The organism is Clostridium ljungdahlii DSM 13528 (assembly GCF_000143685.1).
GTDB lineage: Bacteria > Bacillota > Clostridia > Clostridiales > Clostridiaceae > Clostridium_B > Clostridium_B ljungdahlii.
The window spans coordinates 2,824,656-2,836,531 of record NC_014328.1; the positions used below are offsets into that span (position 1 = coordinate 2,824,656).

Sequence of the window (11,876 nt, forward strand, 5' to 3'; positions counted from 1 at the left end):
AGAAAGATAGGAGGATTAATCATTGGGTTACTATGTAAGTTCGAAAAGAATGGATCAAATAATCAATGAACTAAAAAAGGAATATAAAATTTATGCTCCAAAGCGTTTTAAAAACCGCGGTTGGAAGCCTAATACCGACTTAATACGTTACGATGAAATTAATTCGGTATCAGAGATTATTTATGATGAAAAATCCGATTTTTCACCGAAGGAAGTCTTTTATCCTATTAGTCAGACGCTTCTTTATTTTACTGAAGATAATTGTAAAGAAAGTAGTATTGATGATAGTAAAAATATCATTCTCTTTGCACGTCCCTGCGATATTAACGGCATTAAGAGATTAGACACTATTTTTCTTAAAAATGGTAATCAGGAAGATAACTATTATAAACGGCTGCGTGATAAATTAAAAATCTTTATGTTGGAATGCCGGGAAGGGTTTGATAATTGCTTCTGTGTTTCCATGGGTTCAAATCAAACTGACAATTACAGTGCAGCAGTGAGGTTCGAGCAAAATGGTTTACTAGTAGAAATCAAAAATAATGAATTCAAAAAATACTTTGACGGCGAAATTTCAAGGAACTTTACTCCTGAGTTTGTTCAAAGCAATCAAAAAAAGGTTAACTTACCAAAAATCGATAGCACCGACACTTTGAAAAAAGTGTACAGTTTGGAATTTTGGAAAGACTTCAATGATAAGTGTTTAAGCTGCGGTGCTTGCAATACAGTCTGCATGACATGCAGCTGTTTCGATACCAGGGACATCATATATAATGAAACCAGCCTTAACGGAGAGAGAAGAAGAGTCTGGTCATCCTGTATGCTTGAAGATTTCACAATTATGGCTGGTGGACATGGTGTTAGAAATACAGCTGGTGAAAGGATGAGATTTAAAACCTTACACAAGGTTTATGATTACAATTTCCGTTTTGGTGGAGATGAACATATGTGTGTGGGATGTGGACGCTGTGTTAAACGATGCCCACAAGAGATTTCATTCTCTGATACTATAAGCAAATTGAGTGAAGAAGTAGCAAAAATATCAAGTGAGAAAAAAGCATCTACGGAGGTGACTAAATAATGAAAAATATCACACTACCGTCACCACATAAAATTCTAAATATCATACATGAAACTAATGCAGAATACACCTTCAGGGTAGAGTGTAACATTGAAACCAAGCACGGCCAATTTTTTCAACTATCAATCCCCAAAGTAGGTGAAGCTCCAATATCTGTAAGTGGCAAAGGAGATGGCTGGATTGAGTTCACTATCCGAAAAGTAGGGCAACTTACTAACGGTCTTTTTGCTCTAAAACCTGGAAATATGTTGTTTATGAGGGGACCTTATGGGAACTCTTGGCCAATAGATAAATTTAAAAACAAGGATTTGATAGTAATTGCTGGCGGTACCGGCCTGGCTCCAGTTAGAACTATTTTGAACTATTTTTACGATCACCCAGATGAGATCAAATCAGTTAATGTAATTGTAGGTTTCAGAGACATCAACTGCGTTTTATTTGATTATGATCTCAAAAGATTCAAAACTAAATTCAATATGATCTGCACCTTAGATAATGATAAAGCAGAGGGATTTGAAACTGGAATGGTTACTGCACACATCAAAAAAATCCCATTTAGTAGTTTTGAAGACTACAATGTAGTTATGGTTGGACCTCCAATAATGATGCATTTTGCAGGTAAGGAGTTACTTGCAAATGGTGTTGAAGATTCTAAAATGTGGGTATCATTTGAAAGAAAAATGTCTTGTGCAGTAGGTAAATGTGGTCACTGTAAGATAAATGAAACTTACGTTTGCCTTGAAGGACCTGTTTTTAATTATACTAAAGCTAAAAACTTGCTGGACTAATGGAGGACCTGAAGACAGGTAATTTGAAGATTTTAAAATTAAAATAATTGAGTAAAAATTCATCCTTAAAAACAGGAACCTTGAATAAATATCAAAGTTCCTGTTTTCATTAAAAGCTTAAATTTTTTATTCCTGATTTTGTTATAAGAGCATCATTCAATGCACTATAAGTCCAAGTTCCCACTGTTCCGCTTGCTGGTATTCCTGCATCTGTTTGAAAAGCTATTACTGCACTTTTAGTTTGGGTTCCAAAATATCCTGTAGCACCAGAAACATTATATCCCAATTTTATTAAAGCATTCTGCAGTGCTGCTACATCACTACTTGTCATCCCTAAACTTAAAGGCAATGTAGAAATATACAAAGGCTTACTATTTACTGTAATATTAAACTGCTTTATACTATCATAGCTCTTTGTACTTAATCCATCCTTGCCATAAACTTTAACTGTGTAAGTTCCACTTACAGCAGGTGTAAATGAAAATGTGCTGGAAGTGCTGAAATTACTGGATGCCACTATCTTTCCGTTATTATATACCTCATATCTGTAGCTCATTCCAGAAGGACTTGTCCCTGTACTGTTAGCATAAAAACTTAATATAGTTCCTACATAAAAGTATCCACTTACATTTACATTTTTGATTTGAGGATTATATACATTTAAATTCAAGGTACCTTGAACATCAAAGGCCTTTTCGGATAGTGAATCCTTAAGGTATCCTATTACTTGATAGCTTCCTGCAGCTGCAGGTTTAAAGCTAAAAGTATTTGAACTTAAATAACCACTATCGGCTGCTATGCTGCTTCCATTCATAACTACAAACCTATATTGTGCACTGCCGGAACCATTTACTTCACTTATAGTATAATTCACAGTGCCTCCAATAAAGATAAAATTTTGTGTACTAGTATATGTCATAGTAGGTTGATCATACACTTTAACAGCTATAGTTTTCATGCCGTCATAATCCTTTGTTGAAAGTGAATCTTTCATATACACTGTTATATTATAATCTCCTGCACTATTTACTTTATAAGTTAAACTTGCATTTTTACTATAATCTACAGTCGTCAAAGTTGTTCCACCTAGTGAAATTACATACTTATAAAGGTAACCCCCAGAACCTGACGCAGCAGTTGTGTTTATATTAACAGTTTGTCCAGTCAAATATTGTGGTTTATTAGTAGTTAAATTGTTTATAACAGGGTTTCCATAAACTATAAAAGAAGATGTCTTTGTATCATCATAATCAGCTGTAGAATTTTGATCTTTCATATAAACTTGCGCAGTATAATTTCCTTGAGTACTTGGTACATAATCTAGTGATGAAATATTATTATAATCTTTTGTGTATACAACATTAGTTCCATTTGTTACTACATACTTATATAGATAAGTTCCACTACCAGATGTTGCCGCTGCATTAAAGGAAATAGTGTTTCCAATAAGCAAGCTATTTGTGCTTTGAGTAAAGTTATTTAAGATAGCACTTGTAATGAGATTCTGCAAATATACATTTTGGTAATAGAATTTTAAAATTTGATCATAAGTTTGTCCTGCACTAGCTCTGTTTTTAGCTCCGATCTGACTCATTCCAAGACCATGTCCATTTCCCATTCCTGAAAAAGTGTAAGCTCCGCTTACTGCATCATAAGTTACAGTATAAAGGTTACTTGGCAATCCAAGGAAAGTTCTTGTACAATCATTTGTTACAGATTTTGTTTGCACCGATCCTGCTGCATCCTTATAAATGATATTAATGTTTGACACCCTACCACTTGTAAATTTAGTTATTGAACTTAAATCTAAACTTACAAAGGTATCTGTAGAAGCTATATATTTCCTATTTACTAAAATTGCTTGTATCTGTGAATTGGTCAATACTATGTTGCCATTAGGCCAAGGTAATTTTTCAAAGGGATCTTGTACAGATCGTAAATATGGGACATAATTTCCCCATACATTTTCACTATCTTCTGAAACTCCCCCATGCCAAGCGGAATATAAGGTCTCCACTAATTTATCATTGTATAAAAGAACTTGTCCTTTAGTTTGATCCACAGCACTAATCACATTAGTAAGATTTGCATCGTAACCTTTATATGTCTGATAAGCTGGGGTATCATCAAAATCATAGCCATTAGCTGCAGCATATCCTATTCGTGATATTGCATAATTTCTTGCTGCCACTGCTTGTGCTTTTAAGGCCTCAATTGGGCAGCTATTATCCAATTCATATCCTACTACACCCTTTAGATAGCTTTCAATGTCAATCATATTAATAGGCAAAACTTTTCCATTATAAAACTTAATTGAAAAGGAGCCTAAGTACTTATTTGACACTGAACCAGACGTAAGTGTTACCAAGTTAGAGCTATTATTGGGAGTTAAAGTAATCTGACTCTGTACTACTCCATTTAGTGTGATACTTGTTCCACTTATCCCAAGATTTAAAATAGATCCAGATGAATATACTTGTCCATTTAAAGTATAATCTCCATTTAATTTAACAGCAATAGTGGTAGAGGACATGCTTAAAAGTCCTACCTTTACATTATTAAAGTAACCACTGTTTTGATAAGCATAAGCTTTTTGTGTAAAGGCAATTAAAAGCATAGCAATAAAAAAAGTAAATGTTGTAAAACTTAGGAAATATCGTTTGAACATAAACCATCCCCCCTCCAGATAATTTGGCCTTTAGTAAAGTATCGATAGAATACTTATTAAATGGACTGGAACCTGGAGGAAAAAAACGAAATCACAAGATAGTACTATGTAATTTCGTCTATTATTTATCTTAAACTGTTACTTTAAAATAGTGAATAAGTACCAAGAATTTTAACTATATTATTTTTACTAATTTTGTCAATTACTTCTTTAACACTTTTTTCTTCAGGATAATGTCCATCAATGTCAATAAAGAAATAATATTTCCCAAGTGCTTTTTTAGTTGGACGTGACATTATCGAAGTTAAATTAATATTTTTCTCAGAAAATTCATTTAAAATTTTTGATAGTGCCCCAGGTTTATTGTCTGCAGCATCCATAACAATTATTGAAGTTTTATACCGTCTATTAATATCATATTTTATAGTATCTTTTGAAAGTACAATAAACCTTGTCTCGTTCTCTTCTGAATCAGTTACATTTTCAATATTAAAAAGAAATTTATTACTAGTTCTTAGCATATGCCTTGGAATTATAGCTGCTTGTCCTAAAATACCTCTTTCTACTTTTTGAAATGATTCTCCATTACTTTCTGTAGTTATAACTTTAGCCTTAGTAACCTGTTCTAAAAAATTATAGCACTGTCCTTGAGTTTTAAATTGAACGTATATTTTCTCAATATCAGATATATCTAAAGTATTACTAACAAATGAAAACTGAATTGGAACAACAGTCTCATATATTATATTGAAATCTGTTTGTGAAAGTAAATCAAGTGTAAGTTGTACATATCCATCAAGGGTATTTTCAATAGGTATAATTCCCAATTCACATTCCTTACCAATCCCATTAAAAACTTTTGTTATAGTAGAATAAAAAGTTATTTCTGCACTTTTGTCAAATGTTTCAATGTATTTTTTTGCCGCAAGTTCACTAAAAGTACCTGCCGGACCAAGTGTAGCAATCCTATTCATTTATTTAATCCTCCAAAGTACTATTTCTTTAATTTTATCTTAATTTGTCAATGTTTCCTAATTGAATATTTTTAATATTTTCCTGTATTCTAACTACAATGCATTTTCTCATAAAACCACCCCACAAATATATCTAATATGCAAGGTACTATAAATTCTATTATCATAGTATATCATTACACGTATTTTTTGCAATTTTTAATACTATTCTCCATAACCTTTTCCATTAACTTTTGAAAAACATCGCATTCTATATCACTCAAATTTTCAGTCAATCTATGATGCCACTCATCCTTTATTTCTAATATTTGGGGGTAAATATCCATAGCTTTATCTGTAGGAAAAATATTGAATGCACGTCTATCATTTGAATTTATTGTTTTAGTAATAAATCCTTTTGTTTCAAGTTGTGATAAAACCTTTGCTACAGTGCTCTTATCTATAATTAATCTTTGAGATAATTCATCCTGTGTCTGTCCAGCATTTTCACAAATACAGACTATATACATAAATTGTCCACTAGTAATTTCTAACTTTTCAAGATTCTCTGTATAAAACATTTGTGTACGACGATGTGTCACAGAAACATATTTTGATAAATCCTTCATAAATAGTCCTCCTAATTAAGGTTTCATATGCAACTTTAATTTTAAAATAAACAAACTATTATGTCAATAAATTTCCTAATAATAGAAATGGATTAGCCTAAATATTGACACTCTATTAGTAAAGCATTATAATAATAGTTGCATATGAAACTATTATTATAAATAAAACTTCTCATTAGGAGGCATTGTTAATGTCAAAACTTAAAATAATTATAAGATATTTTATATTTATAACTGGCTTATTTTTTATGGGTTTAGGAATAAGTCTAACCACAAAATCAAATATGGGAACTTCACCCATCAACAGTGTCCCATATGTACTTTCCATGATATTTCATCTTACCCTTGGACAATTTACCTTCTTGTTGAGTATTTTATTTTTACTTACAGAGATAATTATTTTAAGAAAAGATTTTCCAAAGGAACAATTTCTTCAAGTGTTTGTAGGCCCATTCTTTGGTTTGTTCGTTGATTTAGGAATGAGCATATTTCGTTTTGTAAATCCAAATATTTATATCGAAAAAATAATCGTTTTACTTTTGGGCTGTTTTGCTCTTGCTTTAGGAGTGTATTTACAGGTTATTGCCAATGTAATTATAAATCCTGGAGAAGGTGTTGTAAAAGTTATTGCTAATAAAACAGGGAAAAAATTTGGAAACATAAAAATTATGTTTGATTCCACCCTATGCATAATTGCAATAGTGATTTCACTTTTTACTTTTGGAAAAATAAAAGCAGTACGAGAAGGGACAATAATTTGTGCCGTACTTGTAGGAAACATTACAAAAATATATAGTTTTATTTTTAAACGTTTTAAATATAAAAAGACTAAATATGAAACTGAGAGCTATGAAAGCAGTGAGAGTATATAACATTCTAACTGCTTTTAGTTTATCATAAATTTAACTCTCCTTCAAAATCATTTTTTTAACAATATAAGTTAGAAATTTATTTTTATCTACAAATTCCTAACTTATATATGATATACTATAAAAAATATTACATATTTAGGGGAGGTTCATAATGAAAAATAAAACAAAATTATTTGCAATTGGATTACTTTCAGCTGGAGCTTTAGTTCATGTTATTCATAAGGTAAGGAAAAAATCTAAATCAGAAAATATGATTATAATATCAGATGACGATTCTGATATTGATGATAAATTAAGGCTGCTTTTATCTCAGGGCAAAAAAATTAGAGCAATTAAAGAAGCTAAACATGATTTGCATCTTAATTTAAGGGATGCCAAAAAATATGTAGAACAATTATAATCCATACATTAATGTAGAATGCAGAAATTGAAAAAGCTCCGGATTTCCGGAGCTCCCTTTTTAATGTCATCAATACATTTAATATTTCAAAATCACTAAAATAATTAGGGGATGTTCATGTGGTAAATTTAAATAGTAAAAATATAACACAAATTTTAATTATATAGTGTATTTTTCACCTAGTTTGTAATATAATAGTAAATATGTAGGGTGAGTGGATTGCAGGAAGCTGTATACATTCACAAAACTATGTCATGCATGAAAAAACTTATATGAGCAAGTAGCTTTTAGCCGAAGTTACTTGCTATTTTCTTTTTTAGGTTTATCTACATCGACCCTAACATCATTTAAAACTTTATCTTTTGAAACACTTGTCTTGCTTTCAAAAAACATTTTAATTTTATCTTGTTTATAACAAAATACTGATAAAATACATAGACTTGATATTTCAGTTATGGAAAGCACTATAATGCACAAAAAGAAAAAGCTCATTCATATTACCTCCTCCCATTGTGTCAACCCATTATACCTGCAATCCACTCATATAGCAATTACGGGAGAAGGTAATTTACATAACATAATTTACTGCTATTGAATACATTATATCACATTAAACCATAATTATGGTAAATGAAAGAATAACAATTTGTGAATTTATTAAAATTTTAAAAACAATTAAATTATACTGAAAAAGATATGCCCAACTGGGGATTGATCTAAGTTCTATATATAATTATATGCTATTACCTATTGAATAAATTCCTATTTAATACTATCATTTTATTAATAAATCCATATCTTGACAAATATTATCAAAACCTGTGTTTACCTATTAAAGTGCAGGTTTTAAGATATATCTATTTTAAATCCTACTTATATATTTGAATAATTTCTAATAATTAGTTCACTATACTTGCACTTTTTACCAACATGCCTTTCTACTAGATTATGGCTTCTCTTAACTTCATCTATACTAAAATCTTTATATAGATCTCTTATTATAATTTTAAAAATTAGAAATCAGTTAGAAAAATTTTAAGCAAACTCTTTATTATGAGTACTTCTAGGATTATAATGAAAATAAGAAATTGCTAACTTACACAGGTTGAGATAGAATCCAATAACTTGGCAACTAAACTTTTAATTGATAAAAAAGACATACTGATTTACATAAGAAAGGAGTTTGTTTATGGAAAAAAATAAAAAGGCAAGTAAAAAAAGTTATTCTTATTTGGCTCTTGGAATAAGTTTAGGAATTCTGCTTGGGACATCATTCCATAATCTTGCTTTGGGGATAGCACTTGGCTCTGCTTTGGGTATAGCTTTAAGTGACAATAAGACAGCTTAGTATTACAACTTTATAGTGTTAATAAACTTTGGTATTATTAACAGGGAGGAAGAAAATGATGTTATTAGCAAAAAGTACTTATAAAAAATATAACCACTTTTTATCGTTAACTATATTTATATTTTTAACCTTATGGTTTGCATATCTAAAAAAAACTATAGTTTCTCAACATATTATGTATTCTTATCTTGATTCTAAAATACCTTTTGTGAAAGAATTCGTTTTAGCATATTATTTCTGGTTTGCTTATATGTCTATTGGTTTTGTATATCTTGGTTTTGTATCAAAAATAGATTTCTATAAAATGGAGCTATTTCTTTCATTAAGCATGACTATTTCCTTTATAATATTTATACTATATCCAAATTCTCAATTTCCCAGACCAAGTGTATCAGGTAAAGATATTTTTTCTCGGCTAGTTAATTTTATTTATGACCATGATGGCACAAACAATGTATTTCCAAGCATTCATGTTTGTAATTCCATTGGAGTTCATATAGGATTAATTAACTGTTATAAATTAAAAGATAAAACTTTAATTAAAAATTTATCACTTATAGCTACTCTATTGATATGTGCTTCTACAGTGTTTATAAAACAGCATTCAATTATAGATATTGTTGGAGGAGTTATTCTTGCTGCAATAATTTACATATGTATTTATCAAATACCAAAATTATTTATGTCTTCACTAAAAATAGGAAACTTAAAAATTGAAAACAAAAAATACTAATTCGATATCTATAATTTTCAGAGATAAATAATAGAGCTATCTTAGGTTATAGTTCCATTATTTATTTATCCTCCTATCTTAAACTTCACTAAAAACTTAGTGATTTCAGGACTACTTTCCACATATATTCTTCCATTATTTTCTTCAACTAATTGCTTAATAATATACAATCCAAAGCCGTGATCACTTTTCTTATTGGTTTTTGTGGAAAATCCTCTATCAAAAATCTTTTTTCTCATGTTCTCTGGAATGACATCCCCATTATCAGCTACTTCAATACAAAAGTCTTCATGTTCTGTAAAAGTACTGACGGCTATCTCCTTATAATCTGTATATGTCTTAGATTGAAATGCTTCAAAAGCATTATCTACCAGGTTGCTTATTATACTTATCAATTCATCCTGTCTAATTTTTATCAAGTCAAAGGGTTCATCAATCATTACTTCAAAGTGTATATTATTTTTCACAGCATAGCTATTTTTGATGGATAATAATCCGTCTATGTAATCATTTCCCGTATTCAAGTATTTAAAAGTTGATTTTACAGTATCTGAAATTTTCAACACATAGTCATTTATTCTTTCAACAGTATTAGGCTTGTTTAACAAACATAATCCCTGTATAACATTAATATGATTTCCAAAATCATGTTTTTCCTGCCTTATTATGCCAATTATTTCCTCCATGTTTTTAATTTGGCTTTCTTTAACTTTATACTTGGCATTTATATTTACAAGTGTCTGTTTTTCTTTTAAGTTTTTGAACTTAAAAATTAAAAATACAAAATATACGGTAAAAATTAAGATATTATAGATTTGTATATTTTTTATATTAAGAATGCTAAAATTAATACAAAATGCAAAGAGAGTAACTACTCCTGACTCAATTATTAAGTTAGAAAAAACGGCCCCTTCTTTTTCAAATATTTTAAGTTTAACAAAATAAGAATTAAATTTAAAAATCATAGCTACAATAAAAACTTGTAATATCTTAGAAACTATTGCCATGATTTCAACATATTTAGACTCCAAGATGACTTGATTTAAATCTATATTATATGCAAACATTTCAATAATTTCAATAAAAAATTCTGTACTAAAAATTATTGTAAAAAATAAAGAAATTATAACTGCAGAATCAAAAATTCTTATTTTTGTAATCCAAACAAGTAATAAGATATCAAACATTACAAGAATAAGTGAATGATAAGTCAAGGAGATATGAAATGTAATCCAATAAGTTCCAAGAATAAACAATATGCAAAATAATCCTGACCTAACTTTATTTTGAATTACAAATTTTTTCTTATCATATAGCGCTTCAAAAATTCCCAGAATAAGTGAAGCCTCTATAATATCTAATACTATTTCTCTTACAATAATCATGTACTATCCCCCTTTGTTTTTTAATTTAATTTTTTATAAATGTTGCAAACTAATATTTTTATAAAATTTTTAATCACAACATTTATAAAAAATCATAAGTTAGTACATTACTTCAAAAGTTCATCAGGACATTTTGGTTGATAAGCACAACCTGATGATGCTGGAGTTATAACTATTTCAGCTAAACCCAAAGACAATTTGCCTACCACTTTCATACTTTTCTCTAAAACACTCTCTTTTAAATTTTTCATTTTTCATATACCTCCTATAATGTTTTAATTTATAAGTTCTACAATAATTTAGATTTTCCTGCTATATATTACAAAAAAAAATAAAAATAAGAAAATTAATTTTCCTTTTGTAAATATTTGGTGCATAAGATTCATAAAAAAATGGAGCTATATTAGACTATAGCTCCATTTTTTTGATATGATAAAGCTTATTAGTACAGCAAGCCCCTATTCTATAATTTAACCCTTTTTAACAGAATTATATTTGGATTTAGTTTTATCTTCAGGATTTATATATTCAAAGTCTCCTTGTGAATTTTTTCTTATTCCCATCTTTTCATATTGCTTATCTTTAACTTTACGCTTATTAACCATTAATATCACCTCTAGCTTATTATCTATAATAATAAGCCATTATATTCTGTTTATGTCCTCTTTATTCCATTTTTATCAAATAATTTTCTTAAATGAATTTCTGTAAGAGGAATCGAAGCTAAAAGTAAAATTACAGATATCTTAGATGAAACTGCTGAAGCAATATAAATATTATTTTTATAAACAAAACTACATATTACCCCTATTACTAAAGATGCAACACCAGCATATATCATTATAATACTTGAAAATCTATTTCCTTCATCCCAGGTATCATTATTTTTCATAGAAAAAGGTGTTCTGTATCCCATGATCCCATTTATATGTTCCGGAGGCCACAATTTAAATATAATTCCTATAATAAGTACAATCATTCCTACTAAATAATTTTGAATTGACATAATAAACTCCCCC

General features: G+C 29.3%; 14 protein-coding genes. 6 read left to right on the top strand and 8 right to left on the bottom strand.

Going from position 1 to position 11,876, the window contains the following annotated elements; genetic code table 11:
• Positions 1-22: 22 nt before the first annotated feature.
• Entirely contained in the window at positions 23-1,081 is a 1,059-nt protein-coding gene (gene asrA / locus CLJU_RS12550) for an anaerobic sulfite reductase subunit AsrA (RefSeq protein WP_013239195.1), read from the top strand.
• A complete protein-coding gene (asrB, locus tag CLJU_RS12555; protein ID WP_013239196.1) occupies positions 1,081-1,869 on the top strand; it encodes an anaerobic sulfite reductase subunit AsrB in 789 nt (262 codons plus the stop codon). The genes asrA and asrB overlap by 1 nt, the downstream gene beginning before the upstream one ends.
• Positions 1,870-1,978: 109 nt before the next feature.
• Here the strand turns inward: asrB and CLJU_RS12560 are convergent, their stop codons facing one another.
• The 3 genes from CLJU_RS12560 to CLJU_RS12570 all read right to left on the bottom strand — a co-directional run bounded on the left by CLJU_RS12560 (position 1,979) and on the right by CLJU_RS12570 (position 6,119).
• Positions 1,979-4,537: a SpoIID/LytB domain-containing protein gene (locus CLJU_RS12560; protein WP_013239197.1), complete on the bottom strand. Its 2,559-nt coding sequence runs from the start codon at positions 4,535-4,537 to the stop codon at positions 1,979-1,981.
• A gap of 143 nt (positions 4,538-4,680) precedes the next feature.
• Entirely contained in the window at positions 4,681-5,511 is an 831-nt protein-coding gene (locus CLJU_RS12565) for a prephenate dehydratase (protein ID WP_013239198.1), read from the bottom strand.
• Between the two features lie 176 nt (positions 5,512-5,687).
• Positions 5,688-6,119, bottom strand: a complete 432-nt coding sequence (locus tag CLJU_RS12570) for a MarR family winged helix-turn-helix transcriptional regulator (RefSeq protein WP_013239199.1) — start codon at positions 6,117-6,119, stop codon at positions 5,688-5,690.
• A gap of 191 nt (positions 6,120-6,310) precedes the next feature.
• Between CLJU_RS12570 and CLJU_RS12575 the strand changes: the two genes are divergently transcribed.
• Together CLJU_RS12575 and CLJU_RS12580 are read left to right on the top strand one after the other, a co-directional pair.
• A complete protein-coding gene (locus tag CLJU_RS12575; RefSeq protein WP_013239200.1) occupies positions 6,311-6,991 on the top strand; it encodes a YczE/YyaS/YitT family protein in 681 nt (226 codons plus the stop codon).
• 151 nt (positions 6,992-7,142) lie between these two features.
• Positions 7,143-7,391: a hypothetical protein gene (locus CLJU_RS12580; protein ID WP_013239201.1), complete on the top strand. Its 249-nt coding sequence runs from the start codon at positions 7,143-7,145 to the stop codon at positions 7,389-7,391.
• A gap of 297 nt (positions 7,392-7,688) precedes the next feature.
• Here CLJU_RS12580 and CLJU_RS12585 read toward each other — a convergent pair whose 3' ends face one another.
• Entirely contained in the window at positions 7,689-7,883 is a 195-nt protein-coding gene (locus CLJU_RS12585; protein WP_013239202.1) for a hypothetical protein, read from the bottom strand.
• A 697-nt stretch (positions 7,884-8,580) separates the two neighbouring features.
• Here CLJU_RS12585 and CLJU_RS22610 point away from each other — a divergent pair.
• Positions 8,581-8,739, top strand: a complete 159-nt coding sequence (locus CLJU_RS22610) for a glycine zipper domain-containing protein (protein ID WP_023161901.1) — start codon at positions 8,581-8,583, stop codon at positions 8,737-8,739.
• Between the two features lie 55 nt (positions 8,740-8,794).
• Entirely contained in the window at positions 8,795-9,472 is a 678-nt protein-coding gene (locus tag CLJU_RS12590; RefSeq protein ID WP_013239203.1) for a phosphatase PAP2 family protein, read from the top strand.
• A gap of 65 nt (positions 9,473-9,537) precedes the next feature.
• Here CLJU_RS12590 and CLJU_RS12595 read toward each other — a convergent pair whose 3' ends face one another.
• The 4 genes from CLJU_RS12595 to CLJU_RS12600 form a co-directional block, all read right to left on the bottom strand.
• The gene (locus CLJU_RS12595; RefSeq protein ID WP_041705125.1) at positions 9,538-10,857 is read right to left on the bottom strand and encodes a sensor histidine kinase; all 1,320 of its coding nucleotides are present in this window, start codon (positions 10,855-10,857) and stop codon (positions 9,538-9,540) included.
• Between the two features lie 107 nt (positions 10,858-10,964).
• Complete coding sequence (locus tag CLJU_RS21655) at positions 10,965-11,108, bottom strand: cyclic lactone autoinducer peptide (RefSeq protein ID WP_013239205.1); 144 nt, start codon at positions 11,106-11,108, stop codon at positions 10,965-10,967.
• A gap of 219 nt (positions 11,109-11,327) precedes the next feature.
• Positions 11,328-11,462, bottom strand: a complete 135-nt coding sequence (locus CLJU_RS23165; RefSeq protein ID WP_087943156.1) for a hypothetical protein — start codon at positions 11,460-11,462, stop codon at positions 11,328-11,330.
• Positions 11,463-11,512: 50 nt separating this feature from the next.
• Positions 11,513-11,863 (bottom strand): SdpI family protein, encoded by a 351-nt coding sequence (locus CLJU_RS12600; RefSeq protein WP_013239206.1) that lies wholly within the window; start codon positions 11,861-11,863, stop codon positions 11,513-11,515.
• Positions 11,864-11,876 lie beyond the last annotated feature (13 nt).

Excerpts from the sequence above, each read along its gene's own strand:
- asrB (WP_013239196.1), top strand. The coding sequence starts at position 1,081 with ATGAAAAATATCACACTACCGTCACCACATAAAATTCTAAATATCATA.
- CLJU_RS12560 (WP_013239197.1), bottom strand. The coding sequence starts at position 4,537 with ATGTTCAAACGATATTTCCTAAGTTTTACAACATTTACTTTTTTTATT.
- CLJU_RS12565 (WP_013239198.1), bottom strand. The coding sequence starts at position 5,511 with ATGAATAGGATTGCTACACTTGGTCCGGCAGGTACTTTTAGTGAACTT.
- CLJU_RS12570 (WP_013239199.1), bottom strand. The coding sequence starts at position 6,119 with ATGAAGGATTTATCAAAATATGTTTCTGTGACACATCGTCGTACACAA.
- CLJU_RS12575 (WP_013239200.1), top strand. The coding sequence starts at position 6,311 with ATGTCAAAACTTAAAATAATTATAAGATATTTTATATTTATAACTGGC.
- CLJU_RS12580 (WP_013239201.1), top strand. The coding sequence starts at position 7,143 with ATGAAAAATAAAACAAAATTATTTGCAATTGGATTACTTTCAGCTGGA.
- CLJU_RS12585 (WP_013239202.1), bottom strand. The coding sequence starts at position 7,883 with ATGAGCTTTTTCTTTTTGTGCATTATAGTGCTTTCCATAACTGAAATA.
- CLJU_RS22610 (WP_023161901.1), top strand. The coding sequence starts at position 8,581 with ATGGAAAAAAATAAAAAGGCAAGTAAAAAAAGTTATTCTTATTTGGCT.
- CLJU_RS12590 (WP_013239203.1), top strand. The coding sequence starts at position 8,795 with ATGATGTTATTAGCAAAAAGTACTTATAAAAAATATAACCACTTTTTA.
- CLJU_RS12595 (WP_041705125.1), bottom strand. The coding sequence starts at position 10,857 with ATGATTATTGTAAGAGAAATAGTATTAGATATTATAGAGGCTTCACTT.
- CLJU_RS21655 (WP_013239205.1), bottom strand. The coding sequence starts at position 11,108 with ATGAAAAATTTAAAAGAGAGTGTTTTAGAGAAAAGTATGAAAGTGGTA.
- CLJU_RS23165 (WP_087943156.1), bottom strand. The coding sequence starts at position 11,462 with ATGGTTAATAAGCGTAAAGTTAAAGATAAGCAATATGAAAAGATGGGA.
- CLJU_RS12600 (WP_013239206.1), bottom strand. The coding sequence starts at position 11,863 with ATGTCAATTCAAAATTATTTAGTAGGAATGATTGTACTTATTATAGGA.